Here is a 23,410-nt window from a genome sequence, read left to right on the forward strand (position 1 = left end):
ACAAATATCTATCCCAGTGTTATTTTTTACTTTCAAAATCAAGTTTTAAAAGATATTTTGCACCTTATTAATTAGATAAAGATGGCTTCAGGTTTTTTCGCGATTTTAGATGATATCGCCGCTTTAATGGATGATGTTTCAGTAACTGCTAAAATTGCAGCTAAAAATACTGCAGGTATTTTGGGCGATGATTTAGCAGTAAACGCAGAAAAAGCGACTGGATTCCTGTCTTCAAGAGAACTACCTGTGCTGTGGGCAATTACCAAGGGTTCGTTCATCAACAAAATTATTATTGTTCCCATTGCATTACTACTCAATGCATTTTTTCCGATAGCCATTAAGGTCATTTTAGTTTTGGGAGGTTTTTTCCTGGCTTATGAGGGAGTTGAAAAAATAATTGAATACTTTTTCCATCGTCAAAAGACAGGTGATGAAGTAATTGCAGAGACAAAACAAGACGATAGTGATGCAGAAAAAACAAAGGTTAAATCTGCTGTAATGACTGATTTCATACTCTCAATAGAAATCGTAATTATTGCGTTAGGGAGTGTTTTAGAAGAAAGTTTAACGATACAGATTTTAACGGTTTCCGTTATTGCACTATTGGCTACCATCGGAGTTTATGGCATAGTAGCCATTATTGTTAGAATGGACGATGCCGGCTACAAATTAATCAAACGCTCTGGCGACAAAGGTTTCTTTGCAAGCATTGGTCATTTACTGGTTAAATCATTACCTATTATCATAAGGATTCTGGCTGTAGTGGGAACAATTGCATTGATTTTGGTTTCAGGTGGCATCTTCGTTCATAACATTGAGTTTTTGCACCATTTATTACCAAATATAGCAACGCTAGTTAAGGAGTTGGTGTTTGGATTGCTTGCCGGATTAATTGTAGTAGCAATTGTAAAAGCTGTTACTACAATTTTTGGCAGTTTGAAAAAGAGTCACTAGAATCTGGATAAGAGCGCTTGAGACTCTAGCATATTTAAAAAGACGACATTGCACCAAAATTATCTCCTTTTTTACACTTTGTTAAAAAGAATGGCTGACTCTCACTGATTTCTGTGATTTCAAACAATCCGGCTTTACTGAACTCTAATTTTATTGATTCCTTATCATAAAAAAAAATGTTCACTCCATCAAATATTTCGTAACGATCCTTACTAAGGAATTTACCCTGCCCATAAGTGCGAGCATCTTTCGAAATCATCGTAAAAACCATGTAACCATTCTCTGTCAGTTGATTATAGCAGTCACGGACTAGTTTTTCTCTTTCGCTACGGTCTAATAAATGGATTAAAGCATAACAAAATATTCCATCATATTGGGAATTGTCAAAAGGCATATCTGTTACGGAACCATAATGTATAACCATATCTGTTCCATAGTGTTTTCTTGCCATTTCAATAGCAGTTTTCGAAATCTCAATGCCGGTTACAGCTATCCCATTTTCTCTGAAAATTTGAGCATTCCGTCCGTAACCAATTCCTGGTATCAGGGTGTTTTTTACTGAGTTTTGGATAAAAAAATCCTTTGTCAATACTGCTGACTTTGATGGTTCAAAACCCCACATCTCATGCTTCTCTCCGAATGCTGATTCCCAAAACTCTGGTTTCTCGCTTTCATTTGCCATAATTTCTTCTCTTTATGCTATTGGATATGCAATCTAAAAAGAAATACTAACTTTATTGTCGCAATCCGAGAAGTAAGAGTTCTATTTTGAAATTATTTCTGGACTGCTGATTGTTTTAATAATAAACCTGTTTGATAATTCATTTTCATCAGGAAATTCGCAATCAAATTTGATAGTATGCTTTCCAGATTTTAAGCTCGGAATAGCTTGTTTTAGTGCTACTTCTTTCTTAAAACCACCTTTACTATTGTATATTTTAATAGTTGTTCCATTGCATACTATTGAATTACCCGCTTCATACTCACCGGGTAATTCCAACTTATAATAACCATCCAATTCAATTGAAGGATTGCTGATCACACCTTCTTTACCCATAATGGTAAGCGTAAAATTTAATGGTTGTTCCGCATTATTATTTACAAACTGCCATTCCGAAAAGGTTGGTTGTCCCGGTTGAAGTACTTGTTTGGCATGTTCAAATTTGAATTTTTTAAATGGATAAAGCTTCCAACCCTGATTATTCTGTTCAAGATGAAAATCGTTTTCGGGATTCTTTAATCTTGTCAATTGATCGGCAGAGAAAATTTTCTTTTTATAAGCTTCTTGCCAAAGTTTGATAAGGGCTAACAATTTAGGGGTATTGGGGTTTTTCTGCAAGTTTTTATAGCGTGCAACCAAAGCAAAACCCGCATTATAACCAGCAGCTCTTGCCATCATCCATTCAATATCTTCTTCAGTTGTTGTTGATGAAAGTAAAAACCACCCCAACATATTAGGCATGTAATTTCTTTCCAGAAAAGGCTGATTTTCTAAACGGAAATCTCCCTGAGATTCACGAAATCCACCGTACCATGGCTCTCCCCAATTCCAGTAATGACAAATATGCCAGTAATAATGACTTGACCTACTTGTACCATTAACCAAGGTGTGCTTGGTATCTTTAAAAACCTTTTCCGCAAAAGCCTGCATTCCATAATCACCCTCTCCTGAAGACAAGCATCCTTCGTGACCATCAAAATCCATTTGCGAAACACCTGTTTCAGTAAAGAAACGACCTAAATTCCCAGCAATCTCCTGTTGAAGATTAAAGTTTGTGAAAAGGGTATTGTAAGGATAATCCATCATCATACCTGCTGCGTCTCCTTTTGTATGAGCTGCTGCTTTTGTTCCGTAAGCCCCACGCTGACAATCCAGCAATTTAAAAGGTCGTTCTGATGTCACTTCTCGGAAACGGATAATTTCTTCACCGATTTGCACAGCATGTAATGTACTTGGCTTTATGTTTTTAAAATACTCGTCCGATTCAACTGTAATTTCAGTAGCAGATGAGGTTACATTTTCTGTTAATGTAGAGGAACCCGTTAGGCCAAGTCGTTTATCAGGTATTGGCGTTACATAAGGGTCGTTAGTATTGATAAAATTACTAAGGGTATGTACACCTACACGAATTCCTTTTTTTGCTGCTTTATCAACACAAACTTTCATTCCTGCATTACCATTTGGAAAACTTGTAGGATTTAAAACAAAATGACCCCAGGATTGGAACGGACTTTCATGGTAAACCGACATAAGTTCAGCCTGTTTCGCATAATTTAATAAGGTATCTATGTTACTCTCATCAAAATCAGTAATCATATAAGCCCTTCCGGTTTCTGGCGACTGTTTGTGCCAAACGCCATTAATCAACGGATGTGGAAGCCCCTCGGCAAGCTCTATTACCCCAATACGAGACAACACCTGATTCTCGGAGCATCCAAAAAGTGCAATCTTTGAACCGATAGTAGTTTCATTGGGTATTGCATCAACCGGCATATTAGCATATTGATTCCAAACGGTAATTTTCCGATCTTTTGATCTATCCAGACTAAATGCCTGTAGGCTACTTCCATAAGGCTGACTAACTGCCACAGAACCTCGCGAATAATCTGCCCCTTCAGCATTATTTAAAACCCCGCCAATAGTTTTTACATTTAATGATTGAAGGCCGATTGCATATTCGCCATCGCGCACCACCCCAACAACTTCTCCAATTGTTTGTCCAATAATAGTTGGATACGAACCCCAGTTAACTGCATTTACTTTATCTTTTGCGTTTAAACGAATTAATTCGAAAACCAAATGGGTTTTCTTTTGGGTAACTTTTACTTCAGCAGAAACTTTGGAGTTTGCAAAGTTCAGGGTAATAGTACCCGATTTGCTATTAAATACAGCTTGAGCTGGTTCTTCCCAGTCGTCGGCTGTACGAATCTTTAATAAGGGCGCCTTTTCTCCAATGGCCAGGTAATTTTTTCCCGTCTTAGGATTCAACATTGCGGTGATCTGACCCGATGAGGAAACATTCAGGTTTAAATCATCTGTTTTTAGGTTGATTTGTTGCGCTGAAATATTAAAAAAATAAATAAGCAGCGAAAAAGTAATCAAGATTGTTTTTTTCATCGTGTCATTTGTGTGTGTGTTGACAATTAAACGAATGTGATATTGAAATTAATCATTCCACTTTGTAAAAAAAACAGGAATGAGACCAAATAATAAAAGTCCCGAAAATAGTTATAGAATGACTGATAAACTTCCGTGATTTTGATAAATACCGATGTTTTTTTGACTAATCAACAGAATTACATGTTTTTATTTAGATTTATTATAATTAACATACTTTTACTTACTTTCGCCCAAAAATAAATATGATGATAAAAAACTTACTTGTGCTGCTCTCATTTCTGCTTCTCTCCTTCTCTCAAACCTACGGGCAGAACATTAAAATTCATGGCGTAGTCGCGGATAAAATTTCGGGGGTTCCATTTGTAACCATCGAAGCAAATAAGTCGATAAAAACACAAACCGATACAAAAGGACACTTTACATTATTTGTAGAAGCCGGGAAACCTATAGTATTAAAAACAATAGCTGTAGGTTATAAAAGCCTAAATATAGAACTAGGGTCATTACAACGTGACACAGTCCTAAACTGGATACTAGAGCAAGAAAACAACACATTAGAAAATGTAATAATCTCTGCAACACGAAAACCTGAAAACATACGTAATATAGCTGCATCAGTAAGTGTTGTCTCAAAAAAGAAGCTAGAATCAGAAATGACCATTAACCCTGATTTAAGTACAATTTTAGCCAATCAGGTTCCTGGATTTGCCCCAACTGCACAAACAGGAAATAACGTGGGACAAAATCTTCGCGGAAGGCCAATGCTGGTTATGATTGATGGGGTAAGCCAATCTTCGCCGTTAAGAAATGCTGAGGTAGACCTACGTTCTATCGATCCTGCAGTTTTACAGCGAATAGAAGTTGTAAAAGGTGCAACAGCAATTTATGGAAATGGCGCAGCTGGCGGATTGATTAACTACATTACACTTGTTCCTGATATTGCAGCAAAGTTTGCTGGAAAAACATCTGTAAACCTAAACGGATCGTTGATTAACCCAAAAAATTCTGCAGGTGGTCGCATCAATCAAATGTTTTACGGCAAGGTTGGGAAGATTGATTACGTAGCTAGTGGAACTTATGAACAAACAGGTGAATATAAAGATGCTAAAGGTGATGTAGTTGGTCCAAACTATAGTTTAGGCGAAACTGACAGTTACAACACGTTCTTCAAAATTGGCTATCAGCCAACTAAAAACCAACGTTTACAGCTCATGTACAATATGTACAGCAGTTTACAGAATAGTAATTTCACATTAGTGAATGGTAATCTTGCCACAGGTCAAAAGGCTACAGGTGTATTAGGCAAACCTCTAGGTATACCAACCGGTGTAGATTACAACCACAATATCAACCTGTCATATAAAATAGATAGCATATTATTGAACACCAGTCTAACTATTGATACTTATTTTGAAAAACGTAAAGATGTATTTTATGTTTCTTTAGGCCGTTTTGATGGCGGCGATGGACAATCATTGGCTACAAACGAAAAAAAAGGTGCTCGTTTATTTTTAGAAACACCTGTTTTGCAAACTTCGGCTTTAAAAGCAACACTAGCCTATGGGGCAGATTTTTTAAAGGATAAAACGGCACAGCCTTTAGTTGATGGGAGGACTTGGGTACCCGAAATGGACATGACCAACCTGGCACCATTTGCGCAAGCAAGTATAACTGCATTAAAAGACCTGATATTTACCACCGGAATACGTTTGGAGCATGTAAATATTAATGTTGACGATTACAAAACATTGCGCACTACAAATGCAACGGGAGGCACAGTGACTCCTTCTTTTGATGTTACTGGTGGCAAATTAAAGTACAACACTTATCTGTACAATGCAGCATTAAGGTACAACCGTTTTGCATTGTTTAGTCCTTTTGTAAGTTTCTCTCAGGGCTTTTCGGTAATGGACATTGGCCTTGCACTACGTGAGGCTAAAGTGAATAGCATTGAGAAGATCAATACTGACGCGGTAAAAGTGAATAATTATGAAGCGGGTTTTCAAAGCACATATCAAGACCTAACTTTTCTTGCTTCTGTATACAGAAGTACATCTAAACTTGGTATTGAAGTTGTATACGATGCCGCTACAGGATTGTTTAACACTGCAAGAAGTCCGGAAAGAATATATGGATTTGAACTTGCTGCCAATTATAAATTGATGCCTTCATTAGAATTTGGTGCGAGCTATAGTTATACGGAAGGTAAACGTGACATCGATAACAATGGCAAATTTGACGACAGTGCCGATATGTATATGAATGGCCGCCGAATTTCAGCACCTAAAGTTACCGGAACAGTTACTTATAGTCCATTGAGCATACTAGACCTAACACTTAACTATACCGGAATAGGGTCGCGTAATCGTTTCGAAAAAAATAAAACAGGCGTTTACAATGGCAATGAAGGAGCAGTTAAGGCCTATAACCTCTTCAGTTTTGCAGGTAGCTATAGGGCGAATAAAAATACCAGAATTACTTTAGGTGTGGAAAATCTGTTTAATGAGGATTATTTTCCAGCCAGGGCACAATGGTTTATGCAACCGGGTTTTTATTCTAAAGGCAGAGGAACATCAGTTAACCTGGGGCTGTCTGTAAGCTACTAGGTAAGCACTAAGCCCTACTTTGCTAAACTTCCTTGTAAAAAAGTTTAGCAAAGTAGGGCTTCAGTTATTTATGACAAATATACATTACTCCCGTTTTAACAGTCTGTTTTTCAAGCTTTCCTTGTAATACCAATTCTTCTAATTGTTCCTTTCCTATTTGATCGCTTATACCCATAATAGTAGTATATTCCTTAAGCGCCAAAGTAGGATATTTTCTAAATAGCTGAATCGGATCAGTGTAGCCATGTTCCTTTTTCTTTACTTCAGGAAACATTTTCAACACCGCATTTTCAAAATCTGTGTATGGCCTAAACCCATACAGAGTAACTTGATCATTTTGACCGTTAGAAAAGAACATTGTTGGGAACCCTCTAACACCTAGCTTTCTTCCATAGGCTAAATCTTCCTCAAATAACGTTTTGGCGACTCCATCATAGTTTTGTTTTAGTTGATCTATATCTAACCCTACTATTTCCGCAGCTTCAGCTATTACTTCCCATCTTGTAATATTTCTTTCATCCAGAAAAACAAACTCCCGCAATTTCCTCAAGAAAGCAATTGCTTTTTCATCATCTTGTATTTGAGCCGCCTTTACAGCAATTGAGGGTGGATATGACGAATCAAGCGGGTCATTTAGCCACACTCCGCCTACTATAGGCATCTCGTAATAAGCGCTTACCTCTTCCCAATGCCCGGCAACATCGCTAGGTTTACTGATTCCACCGCTATTGTAACTCCAATCTGGCAATAAACCTCCCATACGATAATCTATTTCCAAATTATCCCCATACTCCAATTTCAATTTGCGAAGCTGAGGCTCAATTCCCCAACATGACGAACAGATAGGATCTGTGTAATAGGTAATTTTAACTGGCTTATTGGTAATTTCAATTTGTTGCAGCTGTTTATCGACAACAAGTCCCGGAATTTCACAAACCCCTGTTGCAGGATCACACATTAGTGGATCACTTTCTTTTTCTGCTTTATTATATGTTTTCAACGTAATTCAGATTTTTAATAATAACTTTAGTACAAAGTTGCACAGTAATTAAATACCCATCAATTAGTCAAAAATATCTGACTACCATTATCACTATGGAAAATAACGATTGCCCTGCTGAAGGGTTACTAAAGCTGCTATCCGGAAAATGGAAGCCGCAAATTTTTCTTTTGGCATGTTCTGAACCTGTTAGGTTTAACTCCTTATTACGGCAACTAAAAGGCGCTAATAAACAGTCAATTGCCACTGCGTTGAGAGAATTGGAAGAAAATGACCTATTGATAAAAATTGTTGTAAAAGAAAAGCCACTGCATATTGAATACAATTTATCTGAAAAAGGTAAATCACTAATTCCTATTTTTCAGAGTTTGGAGAATATTTGATAATGATATAATAAATAATTAAGCCTCTTTCAGATTTGTCCGAAAGAGGCTTAATGTTTAGTTAGAAAACCGTTACAAAATATAGTAAGAACCTATGCCCGATTTTTCAAGTTGAGGCAAATCTTCATACAATTTATTATCATCAAGCATTTGACATAAATCTTTCTCTATATTTCTACAGATCGTAGTGGTAGGTGTATCTGTAGGTTTATTCTCGAATGGATCTTGTAAGTGTACCGCCATTTTTTCGACCAGCAAAAAGAAGGTTGCTATTGCAATAACCAATGGTACTTCCATGTAACCAAAGTATTCAATCAACCCAAATGGTAAAAGAACAATAAACAAGTGGATAGACATGTTAATGTATTTACTGTAAGTAACGGGAAATACAGTGTTTTTGATACGTTCCGATCCTCCCATATGGTTACATAGAGCAGTTATAGATTTATTAATTTCTATTTGCTGATATCTATTTATCCAACCTTCATTTAATGCCTTTTTTAAATCCATAGCATGCAGCTCTAATAAAGCAACTGTAACATTGCGTTGCTTCTTTATAAAGGCAAGTTCATTTTTATCCAAGTATCTTTCTAACCCCTTATGTGCACTAAAGCCTCTTAAAGATTGACTAAGTGCGTTACACCAAGCAATTTGTCTTTTGATAAATCTTTCCTTAAATTCTTCAACTTCTTCTAGCTCGTATGGGTTTTCAACAAATGACAAGATTTGCCTGGATATTGTTCTTGAATCATTGACAATAGCACCCCAAATTATTCTGGCCTCCCACCATCTATCATAAGCCTGATTTGAACGAAAGGCAAGCAGCAATGATATAATTGTACCCAGAAGCGCAGGAACCGCAATAGGTATAGAGATTCGGGATACATGAAAATTCTGGTAAAGTATAACAATGCCTACCGAATAAGCGATTACAAAAATTAACTCTGTTTTAATTTTTCCAAAAATGTAAGTAAGGGGTATATTATTTCGTAACAGCATAACTATTGGGGCTAAATATTAAACTAAACACTTAAAGCATTAATCCTGTCTGCAGGTATTTTGGTATCAAATAATTTCTCTTCTTTAGAGAATTCATGAATATCCAGATCTATCACCTGGCAACCGCAGTGCTTTGTTAAGGAAGCCGGATTGATACTAAACTTGTGAATTGGGTTAAAGTTGTAGTCTTTAGGATAAGCGATACAATCAGCATTAACACCCTCAATGAAATTTTTAAAGGCTGCAACTGTGCTCCCGTAAAAATATTCGATACCAATAAACTTAATATCATTTGGATATTTCTGTTTGTAGGCATCCATTTCATTATAAAATTCATCACTAACCTTTTCGTAGTCCCTGCCCCTGCGACTTAACATTAGCATGTCTGTAATAGAATCTGAAAGTTTAAACGCATGCATAAAGATGACTCCAACATTTTCAGGTTTGTTGGTAAAAACCAGGGAGTCAATAATTTTCAGACTTTCTACATTAAAATCGGTTGGTACTAATACAGTTTTCATAGCTCTTCTTGTTTTAATAAATTGATTAATTATTTATCCAAGTTTCGACTAATGATATTATAGCCAAATAAGAGATACATTAAAAAGTGATTAGAATTTAAAAAACTTGAAATGAAGTACCGAAAAGTTGAATTGGTGATTATTTAATAGGTAGATGAACTTTAATTTCTGTTGCAATATTTTCTTGAGAGCTGATACCGATGCTACCACGATGCAAGCGAATTATATTTAGGGACAAGGGCAGGCCAATGCCGTACCCCTTAAAGTCTGATGTATTTGAAGCTCTATAAAAAGGTTCAAAAATATGTTGTACATCACCGGGAGGAATACCGATTCCATGATCTTTTACTGCTATTGACAACACGTTTGACTTACTTTCTAAGGTTATCAATACTGGTTTGTTATTAGAATATTTGCAAGCGTTACTTACAATATTTGCTATGGCTAACTTAAGTAGATTAATATTTGCTTTTACTGTTATCTGGTCTTCGTCGGCTGGCAACATACTAAAATCGATTTCGATCTTACTTTCAGGGTGCACCTGGTTAACTGTACCTTTGATATCCCAAATCAATTCATCTATTCTTACTTGTTCCCAAGGGTGGTTTTTGCCATTGAAACCGGTTTGAGCCAAACCTAACAAACTTGTTAATATATGTTCTAATCGATCTGATTCATCTTTTATTTTGGCGAGTGTTAAATAGTGATCCTTGCCCTTAGTGTCTGATTTCATTGCAAGTTCTACCTCGCCACTAATAATAGTCAATGGTGTTCGTAACTCGTGCGAAGCATTGCTGATAAAGTTATTCTGTGTTTCGAAAGCTGTCTCTAATCTATTTAACATATTGTTAAAAGTTTGTGAGAGCTGGGCCATTTCATCAGTACCGTGAACATCAAGTCTTAAGTGCAAATTTTCTGCCTTTATCTTTTTTACACTTTTAATGATGTTTCTTAAGGGATTAAGCATGTAGTTGGAGAATTTCCAGCCCACTACAAAAGACATAATTATAGATAGAAAAAAACCGGCGAATAAGATTTTTTGTAAATCCTTTAATTCTCTAAACCCGAAAGGATCATTAGCCGAAACGATAATGATATGATCTTGTTGATTTCCGGCAAAATACTTCCCGGCATAAAAATGATTCTCTTTACGGTAACGGGCTATTTTACCTTCCTTAATTTTATCGTAAAAACTATTTGGCAAATCGACACCTATTTTTACATTACCGATGTCATCTTTTTCAATAACAAATTCTTTCTCATCTGGTAAGCGCTCCAAATATTGATTACGAACTTTAGCATACATGTTGTCACTCTTATCTTCAGCAAGTCTAATTTCGGCAGCGATGTTAACTCTAGCTTCTAATCTTTTGTAAAAATCTTCAAAAGCAAAGTCATTGGCAAAATACCAAACAAACCCGCTTAATAAAGAAATGATAATTGCTGATAGAATGGCGAAAAGAAGAGTTATTTTTCTTGCTATACTCATTAAGCATCTTTTAAAACGTAGCCCAATCCAATTGCTGTATGTATTAACTTCTGAGAGCCAGGTTTATCAACTTTCTTACGTAAGTAATTTACATACACATCAACTACGTTTGTACCAAGATTAAAATCTATATCCCAAACATTTTCCAAAATATCTATCCTGGATAGGATTTTGGATTTATTTTTAGCCATAAACTCTAACAAACGATATTCTGTTGCCGTTAATGTAATTTCAGTATTGGCTCTTTTTACTCTCTTGGCAGACAAGTTTATCTGTAAATCCGCAACAGTTATGATGTTATCGTTAACTATAACACCGCTGTAACGCCTGAGCAGCATCCTTATACGTGCAGAAAGTTCAGCAAAATTGAAGGGTTTGGTAAGGTAATCATCGGCACCATTGTCAAGGCCGTTTACAACATTTTCAGTAGTACCTAGAGCAGTAAGCATAATGATAGGTACGGTAGCTTTGTTTTTCTTAATGATTTTACATAGTTCCAAACCGTTAATACCAGGTAGCATAATGTCCAATATAATCAGATCAAAGTGATTTGTTGTGGCCATTTTCTCTCCAATTAAACCATCGGGAGCTACACTCACGTTAAACCCTTCGTCAGTTAATCCTCTTGAAATTATAGAAACAACTTTAGGCTCATCCTCTACTAGTAATAAATTCATTAATACAAATATTCTAATATTTGGCTATAATCAAAATATTGGAGCTCAAAACACTAACTCATAGCTCTTTTTTAACATAAAAAAGACATAGGCATTTTTATGTTGGCTTATATTTAGTATATGAATTGATTTTAATAGGAATTTTTGTTTGGGTATTGTCTAAATCCCGAGCAGCCATAAAAAGTAAACCCTAATTTCCTTCTTGTTATAAATAACAATACAACAACTCTCCAATAGTAAATAGCATTGATAATTCAGTAAAAAATAGCGTATCTTGGAATGAAGAACCAAATTACTCTCTAACAATGAACAAACGATTTTTTTTCAATCTGCTACTTGTCCTTTCACTGAGTAGCGCAGGCGTAATGGCCCAAAACAACAATCATGTCGGCGAGTGGAAACTTGCTTCACAAAAAGTGACTCTGGCAGATGGCAGGATATTTCAAGGAGACAGTACAAATATTATGCAGCGCAAGATCCTGACTTCACAAAACCAGGTGGTTGTCATCGGAGAGCGTATGATTGACGGTGAGCGCCTGGCATCTTCTGTACATGGCGGTTATTATACCCTTAAAGGAAAAGATTATACCGAGAAACTGGATTACGCAGCTTACAAGGGTTACGAGAAGATTAAATGTAATTTCGAAGTTACCGTAAAAGGCGATGAAATGCACCAGGTAGGTATTCTGGAAGGGGCAGATGGGGTAAAAACTACCTACGATGAAATCTATGTACGCGTGAAGCCACCGACAGCCTCAAAATAACCTTCCTAAACTGGTCTTGCCACGATAACAATTTGAACCATTAACAAGTTCCTTTAAAATTTATAAGGGCTGCAAATATTATCCGCAGCCCTTAAGGATATGTACAATCTGCAAAAGATTATTTCTTTAGCGATCCAAGATGCTTATACGTGTTGAGCAGCACACCTGTAGGTGTGGCCAATGTGCTAACGAATTCGAGTTCGCGCGCATCAAAGCTATCTGAAAGAAGCCGTTTGCCTCTTCCAAGCAATACCGGATACACAATCAGGACAACCTCATCTATCAATCCTGCGTCGAGTAGCAAAGACGTTAGTGATATACTTCCCGAAAGCACCAAATCATGGCCGTCCGTAGATTTAAGTTTGCGAAGCTCTTCGATAATATCCTCGCTCAGATTCTTTACAGGTCCCCATTCGAGACTCTCAGGCCTATGAGTAGCAACATATTTGGTCGCAGCATTAATACCGTTCGCCATCGGAAAGTCCCCTGCATTTGGCCAGTAGCCCAACCACTCATCGTATGTGCGGCGGCCAAGCAACAGGTCAAAGCCAGTACCATATGCATCAAGAAGCATAGCCATCCCCTCTGCGGTTCTGTATGGTGCAGTCCATCCGCCATACGTATAGTTTTTGTCGTGCTCGATCACGCCGTCAAGTGAGATATGTTCGAAGATTCTGATCTTTCTCATTTTGATTCTATTAGTTTACTTATATCCCAAATTTAAAGAGTACGAGGTACATATGTGAGGTGCAATCGCGACAATATGAGGGTGTTTTTTAACCATTTACATTTGTCACTTTATTTAAACATATTTTTTTATCTTTCTCCTACCTATGTTATACATCTTAATCGCCCTAATTTGCTTGTTGATAGTTGGCAGCATATTTTATTACAACACACTTGTGAACAAGAAAAACAGGATGAAAGAAGCCTGGAGCGGAATCGATGTGTATTTGAAGAAACGGTATGAATTGATTCCTAACCTTATCGAAACGGTTAAAGGCTACGCCAATCATGAACAAAAATTGATGCAAGATCTGGTTCGGTTGCGTAATGAAGGACTTCAGACCCAACAAAATCAGGAGAAAATTAACGCCGAGAACCATCTTTCAGAAAACATCAGCAGATTGATGCTCTTTGCTGAGAATTATCCTGATTTGAAAGCAAATACCAATTTCCAACAGCTCCAAACTCAATTGGAGAGCATAGAAACTGAAATTGAACTCTCAAGAAGATATTACAACGGTACAGTGAGGGAAAACAACATTCAAGTTCAATCCTTTCCTTCCAACCTCGTCGCATCTATCTTTGGATTCGAAAACGGCATTTTCTTCGAAATAAACAATTCCATAGAACGCGATCCGGTAAAGGTTTCTTTTTAAATCACCAATATGAAACTTAAACATCTATTTGTGTCGCTTAGGCTGTTACTTATATTACTGCTCACTCCTGCTTTGTTCGTAAAGGCTATGGCGCAGGAACCACCTACAGAACAAAGTGAGCAGGACAACCGATCTGAAAGAATTATTTCTTTTCATACCGACATCACAATTGACACATCAGGGATGATGTACCTGTCTGAAAAAATCAAAGTTTATGCATCTGGCGATCAGATTAAACGTGGCATTGTCAGGAGCATCCCCGTGTATCGTAAAGATATATTTGGCGATAGAAAATCTGCAGATTTTAAAATAGCGAGCATTTTAAAGGATGGGAAGAAAGAAAACTACAAGACAAAAAACGATGGTAGCATCCGCAGTATATACATAGGAAACGAAGATATTATTCTTAATCCAGGCGTATACACATATGAAATCAATTACCAAACTAAAGGACAGATCGGTTTCTTTAAAACCTACGATGAAATTTACTGGAATGTTACCGGTAGTGAGTGGAATTTCGAAATAGAAAAAGCCTCTGCTACCATTGTACTTCCTAATGGAGCCCTAGCTGGCAATACGGCTTGCTATGCTGGTCCTAGTGGTTCAACCAGTAAAAGCTGTAGCATCAGCATCAATCCTGACAAATCCATAAGCTTTAAAACTACCGAAAGTCTACCGTCGGGAAGTGGATTTACTGTGGCCTCAGCTTTTACCAAAGGGATTATACACAGGCCATCCAATTTCGAGCTTTTTTACCAGGACTATCTGAAAATAACCTTGACACTTTTGCTGCTCATTGGTCTTGGAATTTACTATTACATCAGCTGGTCTCGTTATGGACGGGATCCAGAGGAACCGGTCATCATCCCTACCTTTAATGTTCCAAATAACTGGTCTCCAGCCCTACTCCGCTATTTTTACATAAAAAAAATAGATGATAAGTCTTTTGCAATCTCGGTCATCAATATGGCGGTTAAAAAAGTCATAAAAATCAGCAAAGGAGAAGGTCTCAAAAAAGAAGATTATGCTGTTGAAAAATCAACTGGTTTAACAAACGTACTGTCGAAAGAAGAAGATGCCATTTACGTCCGTTTCTTCAACAAAAGAAATAGAATATACATCAATAAATCGAATGGCTCAACCATAAATGCGGCAAAGAATGCTCATCAGGATAGATTAAAACCGCAGCTTAACTTAAAAGACTTTTTCATCAGTCACAAAAAACATTTAATCAAGTCAACACTAATTACGCTTGTAGTCTTTGTTGTATTCATGGTTTTTGTAGAAACGGGTACTCCTTTGATGATGCTTTTTCTAAGTCCTTTTATCGTAATCGGAGGATTTTGCTTCTTTGCAGGATTCAAAATGATAGGCGAATCTGTACCAGTAGGGATTTTCCTGATCATTTGGGGAGCCGGGTTCGGCGGGGTTCCGCTGTATATGCTCCTTTCTAACCTCAACAAACTACCCATAATTTCGCTTGTATTCATCGTAACCAGCACCATCATGTATGCACTATATATTTACCTAATTAAGGCACCTACAGTAGCAGGAACTGATGTTATAAGTAAGATTAAAGGATTTAAAATGTATCTGGAAACAGCAGAGGAACATCGCTTAAACATGTTGAACCCGCCAGAACACACCCCAGAATTGTTTGAGAAATTTTTGCCTTATGCGCTCGCGCTTGATGTAGAAAATGCCTGGGGAGCCAAATTTGAAGAGCTGCTCAATCAAGCAGATTATAGTCCTGATTGGTATGAAGGCCACAAGTTTTATTATCCTCATATTGCCAAAGGTTTAATCGTACCATTTAGCAGCGCGGTAAGTGATAGCAAACCCGATACAGGCTCTTCCTCTGGATCATCCGGAAGTTCAAGCTGGAGCTCTGGAAGTAGTAGCGGTTCTTCTGGTGGAGGAGGTGGTGGTGGAGGCGGTGGTGGCTGGTAAGATTTGTGCTCAAAGACAGATACTACTTAAAATGCTTATCCATAAAATTTAAGTATTGTTCCCAATCATACGTTAATACATCATGATTGCCCTGCCTGATGTGATATTGTATTTGCCCTGAGATGGGCTCATTTAGTCCGGGCATTTGGGTAGTCGATAAACCATTGAAACCAAGTAATTTGTAAACTGGAGTGATTTACTTTGAATAGAGAATTTGTAAAGTCTATACGGTAAACTTTATTAATAATACCTTAATAGTTATTTAATAATGTGGTAGACCATTTACGGTACTTTTGTTTTAGCAAAATACTCTGTAGGCAATGGCTCAAAAAGTAGAAGATTTACCCGACAACATACTCTTAATGCAATGCAGGGAAAGAAGTCAGGATGCTTTCAATATATTGTTCCATCGTTATTTTGATGATCTTCTACAGTTCGCAACCAGGCAACTCAAAGACCGTGAACTGGCCGAAGAACTGGTCATGGACATGATGCTGAAACTCTGGCAGCATTCAGATATAACTAACATTCAGCGGTTAGACCAATATCTATATCGTTCGATAAAAAATGCCATCATCAGCCATTGGAGGAAAAAAGCACTTTCATTTGTTCCACTGGAAGATCTGACCGAAGCCAGGGAACCCCTAACCTCTTCTGCCGATTACAATATGATGGATACAGAAGTGCAAAAAGCATATCAGAATAAACTAGCTGCACTTAGTCCCCAGCGCCGTATGGTGTACACCATGAGCAGAGAGCAGGAAATGACCAATAACGAAATTGCACAGCAAACAAACCTCTCGGTCAATACTGTAAAAAATCACCTTAAAGCTTCTCTCAGTTATTTCCGTGAAAACCTCAAAACCTATACCGAGGCCACACTTATTCTGTTTTTGTCAATTCTTTTTTAAATTTTATTTCCCTGAAAATCAGCATATTATATTTTTATTAAAAAAATATCAGTAGCCATTAGCCCTCAACCCCTTTTTCTGCGTGTGTATATAAGAGAGGCATTCATAAATGGCACAAGAAACAGATAAAATACTCATCCGGAAATTTATAGCTGGAAGCTGTACATCACAGGAACAGGAACGCATGAAAATATTCATGGAGCAGCCTGGTTCACAAGAGCTATTTGATCAGGTCATGGACGAGGACTGGCGAGCGTTTAAAAAAGAAGCCCCTGCTACAGACGAATATATTCTGAGCTTTCAACAGCGGTTAAATAAACGCCATGATGAAAACAATACAAATCCATTCCCGATAATCAGACGAAACAATTTTTACAGATATGCAGCAGTGTGGACGGTATTGATCTTTGGCTTTGCTAGCTATGGACTCTGGCAGGTTAAAAAAGAGACTGTCAGACCACAAACGGTTTCTATCCTATCCAGTCATAACCCCAATGGACAGCGTTCAACCATCACCCTCTCTGATAGTTCGGTAGTCACCCTCGGTGCGGGCAGTAGTATTTCCTATCCTGAACGCTTTACTGACAGTACACGAGAGGTTTCCTTGCAGGGCGAAGCTTTTTTTGAGATTACTAAAAATCCAGAAAAACCTTTTATTGTACAGACCGGTGATGTACAGACTAAAGTCCTGGGTACTTCTTTTAAAATTGAAGCTTTTAAGGGACAGAAAATTGCAGTTGCTGTAGCAACTGGAAAAGTACAGGTCGACCGGAAAATGGCAGGTTCAGGAAAATTAGAATCCCTTGCGGTGTTACTCCCGGGCGATGCAATTGGGTTTAACCCTGTTACAGGTTTAAAGACCAATGTTAACATCCCTGTCGTTGAGCTTACAGGATGGAAAAAAGGTAAGCTTACATTTACAGGAACCCCACTTGGCGAAATGTTGAAAGTTCTGGAACGCTGGTACAATGTTAAAATAGAGCTACGTAACAAGCAAATTGGAAGGTACATGATGAACGTCCAGCTAGACGGCACCAAGCCACTAACACAATCACTGGAAATACTTAAGGCCACCACAAAGGCAGGTTACATCATAAAGGATAAAACGGTAATCATTCAGTAAATCAGACACTATTTTAAGCAGGAGGAATATGATCTAAGAAATTGACTCAAAAAAAACCGCTCCCCAAAACGGGAACGGCCTAAAAATTTACTAAGCCATGGTTTGGACGCCTGGCGGCTTAGTGAAAATAATGATGAGGCTATGAAGCTTCACCACATTAACAGATTTTTTCACAAATGAAATAACCCGATAATATACAAAACTATGCAAAATGTAGTAAAAAGCTACGATAAAGCCTTTATAAATAAACTCATATTCCTGATGAAGCTATCTTTTATCTTCCTGAGCTTACAGCTTACCCTTTCAGGAGTTCTGTTAGCGGCGACAGCGAACAGCCAGGATCTAAGCAAAAAGGTAAAGCTGGATCTGAAAAATATCAGCCTGACAGAAAGCCTGCTGATCCTGCAAGCAAAAAGTGGGATTAAATTCTCCTTTTATGAGCAACTGTTAGATAAGGAAACGAAGAAAATAACAGTCCTTTCAACTGATATTTCAGTCAGCGATGCGCTGAAAAACATATTAAGCAATACCAATCTTCGGTATAAACCCTTTAATGATTTTGTGGTTATCGAAGCTAAACCCATCCCCCATCAACAGACTGGCCGTATAAGCGGCAAGATACTGGATGACCGTGGCGAGCCACTTCCCGGAGCATCTGTAAAAATCCTGCAGATCAATAAAACTATGCAAAGCAGTGTAGATGGCAGTTACAGTTTTAGCATTGCACCGGGAACTTATACCCTCGAAGTAAGTTATATATCCTTCCAGACCAAGCGCATCACTCAGATAGAAGTGAAAGCGGACCAACTAACCGGTCTCAACATTGTTCTGGTTCCGTCAACCAACAAGCTCGATCAGGTTACCGTAACCGGAAGCTTCAAAAAGGAAAGCGTTGCCGGACTATATGCCACGCAAAAGAATGCGGCTTCTGTAACCGATGGTATCTCCGCTGAGCAGATTGCCCGTACCCCCGACAACGACATGGGACAGGTATTAAAACGTGTTACGGGGCTTACAACAGTAAACAACCGCAGTGTGATCGTTAGGGGAATGTCCGATCGCTACAATCAGGCCATGCTAGACGGTGTAGTAATTCCAAGTACCTCACAAAACAAGCGTGATTTTTCTTTTGATATCATTCCTACCGAGATGGTAAGCTCTGTTGTGGTTAACAAAACGGCAACACCGGATGTATCTGCCGAGTTTTCTGGCGGGCAGGTATCGGTAAATACCATCGATATCCCCGAGCAAAATTTCACCAGTGTACAATTGGGTACAGGTGGTAACACTCAAAGTATTGGCAAAGATTTCTACCGCTTAGGCGAGCGCCAAACGAGCGAATATTTTGGCTTCTTTAATAAATCTGCAAAAATGCCAGAAGGTATAAAAACCTGGGAATGGAATAACCGGGCAATGCAACTGGATGCGCCTCCGGGCTATATCCTGAGCGACCCAGAATTGAATGCTACACCGCTCAATCCGACAGAATACGGAAATTCCCTCAAATACAACGACCTGGATGCCATTGCTCAGTCGAAAAGGTTAAACGGCGATGCAATGCGCCTATACAAATACAAAGCTTCACCAAATCAAAATATGCGTTTCTCTTTAGGAAGGGTGTATGACTTTAAAAACGGAAACCGCTTCGGATTTGTCACTTCCGCAAACTTCAGAAATGAACAAAACATTGTTGATTTTAACAATGTGAGACGGTCGCCTAACGGCAACTATATAGACAGCCTAGGCCTTGGTGACAATGGTGCGGGCAAATCTTATCGGTTTAACAGTAGTGGAGGATTAGTCGCAAATATGGGATTGCAAGGACAGCGATTTAAGGTGGCTTTAAAGAATATGTATGCCAGAACTTACAGTGATAACTACAATGAGTCTATCCAGAAACCCCGTGAAGAATCTATTCCGACAGTTACAAAACTGGTTTATCAATTGCCTGAAGCCATGTCTTTGCAGCAACATCAGCTGACTGGCGAATACCAATTGCCCTGGAAGATCAAAGCTGAAGGGATGTTTACCATCAATAAGATTAATCAACAGATCCTGGATGAACGTAAACTCTCGTATAGATTAACCAGTATGATTGACGGTAAACCCTATTTCCAGACACCGGGATTAATGACCCATTCTTCTGCATCAACGGGCAATTCCTTTAAAGACTGGCGTATGTGGACCCGTATTGATGAAACGGATTACAATTGGAGTGCTGCATTTTCCCGCAAATTTGGAGAAGGAGAAACGGTATCTACCCTGCTCAAAGTTGGCTATCAGGCATGGACAAAAAAACGGTCGCTGGATGTCAATAAAATGGTTCCATGGACAAGGTCCTGGATTGAAGGAACTACCAATCAAAGAGCTTCCAACGATATTCCTTACGACCAGCTGTTTACGGCCCAAAATATCGGTAATGGAGATGGTCAGGCCTATTATTACGCGGATGCGCTTGGAGGTAGATACTATGATGGAGATATGAGTTCCCATGCTCTTTTTCTGATGGCCGATCAGAAACTGTGGACTAATCTTCGCCTGGTATACGGTGTTCGGGCTGAATATTTTGGCCTGAATTCGAAGCAGGAAGAGCTTTATAGGCGATCCTATCAGGACGAACCAGATCCTGATGATGTGCAAAGGCACCGATTTGGTGTCAAGGAAAATAACTGGCGGTTCCTTCCCTCTATTAATGCCACCTATAGTTTAACTCCAGAGTTTAACATCCGGGGAAGTTATTCGAGAACAATCATACGCCCCGACTTTAGAGAAGTAGGCATGTTTGCGATGTATGATTTTGAAATAGACGGTTATGTATACGGAGAACATGTTCAGTCTACCTTAATCGATAATATAGATTTACGATTAGAATGGTACCCTTCGCCCGTTGAGATTATTTCATTGACAGGATACCACAAATACCTGGATAAACCCATCGAATTGGTTCATTCAGGAAATGGGACCAACCAATATACCTATGCCAATATGGAAAGTGCAAGGAATCTGGGACTGGAGCTGGAAATCCGGAAAAATTTAAGTTTTATAACCGATCGGGATTGGGCAAAAGATCTGTTTATATCTGCAAATGGGACGCTGCTCAAATCTAAAGTCAATGTGCTAAGTCACTGGGAATGGATAAATAATCCGGAAACACAAGTAGCCGAACGTGTCCAACTACGCTATCCGGGTCAAGACAGACCTTTGATTGGTCAGTCCCCTTGGCTACTGAACCTGGGACTAGGATACTGGGGAGAGCGTTTTGGTACTACTCTAAGCTATAACCACCGTGGTTATCGAACCAATCTGGCCAATGTTAAATTGGCATTGGTGGAGTATGAATTGGCACCGAAGCAATTGGATGCACAATTTTATGCCCGCTTCCTAAAGAAAAAAATGGAGGTTAAGTTCAATATGTCAAACCTGCTGAACGATTGGACCCGATATTATATGAATATGCATGATTATGAACAAGATGACACAAAGCTTGATGTATTAAAAGAAGGCAAATCCATTCAATATAATAAAGAAGAAGGCGACAATATCACCTACCGTAAAAAAGAAGGCCGACGTTTCAGCCTTTCTGTAAGCTATAATTTTTAAATAAAGCGATATGACAAGTTATAAAAGAATTTCTATTTACCTGTTCTCGATCTTGATGAGCTTTAGTTTCATCGGATGCAAAAAAGGAGCATTAGTGGAAGAGCAGGAACTATTGGCAAGAATATCCTTTCGGGCTTATTCGGGTGAAAGTTTGAATATCAAGAAAATATCCATTGATGGCAAATCGACAAAACCAGATGGGGCAACTTTCCAATTCTTCTTTAACAAAAAGGACAGTACTGAGGTGATTGCCTATGATGATAAAGACAATATACTGATCCAACAGCGACTGACGCTGAAATTGGGGGCTAATGTTTTTGGGGTATATCCTAAAAGTCCGCTTGACCCTACATTGGTAGTCGGAAAAAATCCCCTGGAAGAAACGGACCGCATTGAGGGGACCTATCAGTTCAAGATATTGAACTATAACAAGATTATTTCGCCAAACGGTGAACCCATACGGTTAGCTATTTATAAAGGAAACCTGGTCTATGATGAAGAAACATTTTCGGAAGAAATGGTGTTTGAAGAACAACCCCTGGTGACAACGGATTTAATTACAGATGAAATTCCCGATAATTATATTGAGCTCCCAATTACGACATTTTATAGAGCTACGGTCCTTGAGAAAGATGGAAATCCCTTATTGATAGAAGGACAAAATGTATACGTATACCCTCGGATATCAGCACTAATCGATTATAAATCTGGCATCTTCTATTTAACTAATAAAGAAGCTGATTTGATTTTTGAAGATGATTGGACAACCCTGATTGATGGACTGGGCTTTGAATTATCTGATATTTGGCTGAAAAATTAAACTAGATAGTTAAACAATTACATTTATCTCTACTAGAGGTATACTAAAAAATAAGTTTATCTCTAGTAGAGTATTTTAAATACTGTACCAACCAAATCCAAAAAAAAGTAAGGTACCCGTCCGACCTACATGTTCTAAAGCTTCCTTCTGTCCACCTCAATTAATTACAACAAACACTTTGTTTACCAACGAATTAGATGTAAATTTAACTACTAATCTCAACTGGTATGAAACGATTTTTCATCTATCTGTCATTGCTTTTGACAACTGCTGTTGGATGCAAACAAAAAAACACAGAACTCAAATCTCAATCATCAAACAACAAAGATACCCTTCAAATTGCTAGGGAGGACATTTTAGTAGCTGATGTTTTGACAAAGGAGGAACAAGCAAAACTTACACCAACTGATGTGCTTAAAAGGATGATGAAAGGAAACCTGGATTTTACTAAAGACAATTTGACTGTGCGTAACACTACAGAAAGGGTTAGAAAATCTTCACTTGGGCAATATCCAAAAGCAGTTGTGCTTTCCTGCTTAGATTCCAGAGTACCTGTTGAGGATGTGTTTCATAGCGGAATAGGCAATCTTTTTGTAGCTAGGATTGCTGGAAATATCATAAACGATGATATTCTTGGAAGTTTGGAATATGCATGCAAGGTTTCTGGGGCTAAATTAGTTGTAGTATTGGGACACGAATATTGTGGAGCAGTGAAATCTGCCATTGATCATGTTAAACTTGGTAATATCACCACATTACTTCAAAAAATCAGCCCGGCGATTACCACTGCCAAAGCTTCTTTCAAGGGCGATGCAACTTCCTTAAATCCAGCCTTTGTAGAAGCTGTTTGTGATGAAAATGTAAAATTATCTATAAAGGAAATTCACAGTAAAAGCCCAATACTTAAAGAAATGGAAACAAAAGGAGAAATAATGATCGTAGGTGCCGTTTATGACATGAATTCGGGGAAAGTAGAAATACTCGAGCCTGATAAATAATCGAATTGTTATAAGTGAATTGAACATCTCCAATAGAAAATGTATTAAATGCAAAAAGCCCTAGATTCCTCTAAGGCTTTCGGTGCACACCGATATACTTCGAACATACCAA

The 23,410-nt window shown here is 38.1% G+C and carries 19 protein-coding genes; 11 read left to right on the top strand and 8 right to left on the bottom strand.

The genetic code is table 11. The features are described from left to right. The first annotated feature begins 81 nt into the window (after window positions 1-81). Entirely contained in the window at window positions 82-954 is an 873-nt protein-coding gene (locus J1905_RS03355; protein WP_214225816.1) for a DUF808 domain-containing protein, read from the top strand. A gap of 34 nt (window positions 955-988) precedes the next feature. On the opposite strand, the gene J1905_RS03360 is transcribed toward J1905_RS03355, so the two are convergent. Then, a complete protein-coding gene (locus tag J1905_RS03360; RefSeq protein ID WP_214225817.1) occupies window positions 989-1,636 on the bottom strand; it encodes a class I SAM-dependent methyltransferase in 648 nt (215 codons plus the stop codon). Between the two features lie 81 nt (window positions 1,637-1,717). Then, window positions 1,718-4,072: a hypothetical protein gene (locus J1905_RS03365; protein WP_214225818.1), complete on the bottom strand. Its 2,355-nt coding sequence runs from the start codon at window positions 4,070-4,072 to the stop codon at window positions 1,718-1,720. 245 nt (window positions 4,073-4,317) lie between these two features. On the opposite strand from J1905_RS03365, the gene J1905_RS03370 reads away from it, so the two are divergent. After that, window positions 4,318-6,681 (top strand): TonB-dependent receptor, encoded by a 2,364-nt coding sequence (locus J1905_RS03370; protein WP_214225819.1) that lies wholly within the window; start codon window positions 4,318-4,320, stop codon window positions 6,679-6,681. A 64-nt stretch (window positions 6,682-6,745) separates the two neighbouring features. Here J1905_RS03370 and J1905_RS03375 read toward each other — a convergent pair whose 3' ends face one another. Further along, entirely contained in the window at window positions 6,746-7,681 is a 936-nt protein-coding gene (locus tag J1905_RS03375; protein ID WP_250317977.1) for a DsbA family protein, read from the bottom strand. Window positions 7,682-7,776: 95 nt separating this feature from the next. Here J1905_RS03375 and J1905_RS03380 point away from each other — a divergent pair, with 95 nt between their 5' ends. Beyond that, entirely contained in the window at window positions 7,777-8,064 is a 288-nt protein-coding gene (locus J1905_RS03380) for a winged helix-turn-helix transcriptional regulator (RefSeq protein ID WP_173092822.1), read from the top strand. Window positions 8,065-8,136: 72 nt separating this feature from the next. Here J1905_RS03380 and J1905_RS03385 read toward each other — a convergent pair whose 3' ends face one another. From J1905_RS03385 to J1905_RS03400, 4 genes are all read right to left on the bottom strand, one after another. Continuing rightward, the gene (locus J1905_RS03385) at window positions 8,137-9,063 is read right to left on the bottom strand and encodes a bestrophin family protein (protein ID WP_214225820.1); all 927 of its coding nucleotides are present in this window, start codon (window positions 9,061-9,063) and stop codon (window positions 8,137-8,139) included. 23 nt (window positions 9,064-9,086) lie between these two features. Next, the gene (locus J1905_RS03390) at window positions 9,087-9,584 is read right to left on the bottom strand and encodes a hypothetical protein (protein ID WP_214225821.1); all 498 of its coding nucleotides are present in this window, start codon (window positions 9,582-9,584) and stop codon (window positions 9,087-9,089) included. A 139-nt stretch (window positions 9,585-9,723) separates the two neighbouring features. Continuing rightward, a complete protein-coding gene (locus J1905_RS03395) occupies window positions 9,724-11,073 on the bottom strand; it encodes a sensor histidine kinase (RefSeq protein WP_214225822.1) in 1,350 nt (449 codons plus the stop codon). Continuing rightward, a complete protein-coding gene (locus J1905_RS03400) occupies window positions 11,073-11,750 on the bottom strand; it encodes a response regulator transcription factor (protein WP_214225823.1) in 678 nt (225 codons plus the stop codon). Before J1905_RS03400 ends, J1905_RS03395 begins: the two co-directional genes overlap by 1 nt. 305 nt (window positions 11,751-12,055) lie before the next feature. Here J1905_RS03400 and J1905_RS03405 point away from each other — a divergent pair, with 305 nt between their 5' ends. After that, on the top strand, window positions 12,056-12,514 hold the full coding sequence (locus J1905_RS03405; protein ID WP_214225824.1) for a hypothetical protein: 459 nt from the start codon (window positions 12,056-12,058) through the stop codon (window positions 12,512-12,514). 118 nt (window positions 12,515-12,632) lie between these two features. Here J1905_RS03405 and J1905_RS03410 read toward each other — a convergent pair whose 3' ends face one another. Then, window positions 12,633-13,202 carry a dihydrofolate reductase family protein gene (locus J1905_RS03410; protein ID WP_214225825.1) on the bottom strand — a complete coding sequence of 190 codons (570 nt, stop codon included), beginning with the start codon at window positions 13,200-13,202 and terminating at the stop codon, window positions 12,633-12,635. Window positions 13,203-13,347: 145 nt separating this feature from the next. Here J1905_RS03410 and J1905_RS03415 point away from each other — a divergent pair, with 145 nt between their 5' ends. The 7 genes from J1905_RS03415 (at window position 13,348) to J1905_RS03445 (ending at window position 23,298) form a co-directional block, all read left to right on the top strand. Next, window positions 13,348-13,896 (top strand): LemA family protein, encoded by a 549-nt coding sequence (locus tag J1905_RS03415; RefSeq protein ID WP_214225826.1) that lies wholly within the window; start codon window positions 13,348-13,350, stop codon window positions 13,894-13,896. 9 nt (window positions 13,897-13,905) lie between these two features. Then, window positions 13,906-15,846 carry a DUF2207 domain-containing protein gene (locus tag J1905_RS03420; RefSeq protein WP_214225827.1) on the top strand — a complete coding sequence of 647 codons (1,941 nt, stop codon included), beginning with the start codon at window positions 13,906-13,908 and terminating at the stop codon, window positions 15,844-15,846. A gap of 362 nt (window positions 15,847-16,208) precedes the next feature. Beyond that, entirely contained in the window at window positions 16,209-16,757 is a 549-nt protein-coding gene (locus J1905_RS03425) for an RNA polymerase sigma-70 factor (RefSeq protein ID WP_214225828.1), read from the top strand. Between the two features lie 109 nt (window positions 16,758-16,866). Then, on the top strand, window positions 16,867-17,880 hold the full coding sequence (locus J1905_RS03430) for a FecR family protein (RefSeq protein ID WP_214225829.1): 1,014 nt from the start codon (window positions 16,867-16,869) through the stop codon (window positions 17,878-17,880). A gap of 204 nt (window positions 17,881-18,084) precedes the next feature. Then, window positions 18,085-21,480: a TonB-dependent receptor gene (locus J1905_RS03435; protein ID WP_214225830.1), complete on the top strand. Its 3,396-nt coding sequence runs from the start codon at window positions 18,085-18,087 to the stop codon at window positions 21,478-21,480. A gap of 10 nt (window positions 21,481-21,490) precedes the next feature. Then, window positions 21,491-22,300 (top strand): hypothetical protein, encoded by an 810-nt coding sequence (locus tag J1905_RS03440; RefSeq protein WP_214225831.1) that lies wholly within the window; start codon window positions 21,491-21,493, stop codon window positions 22,298-22,300. 227 nt (window positions 22,301-22,527) lie between these two features. After that, the gene (locus J1905_RS03445; protein WP_214225832.1) at window positions 22,528-23,298 is read left to right on the top strand and encodes a carbonic anhydrase family protein; all 771 of its coding nucleotides are present in this window, start codon (window positions 22,528-22,530) and stop codon (window positions 23,296-23,298) included. Window positions 23,299-23,410 lie beyond the last annotated feature (112 nt).

The organism is Pedobacter sp. B4-66, from assembly GCF_018492665.1.
GTDB lineage: Bacteria > Bacteroidota > Bacteroidia > Sphingobacteriales > Sphingobacteriaceae > Pedobacter.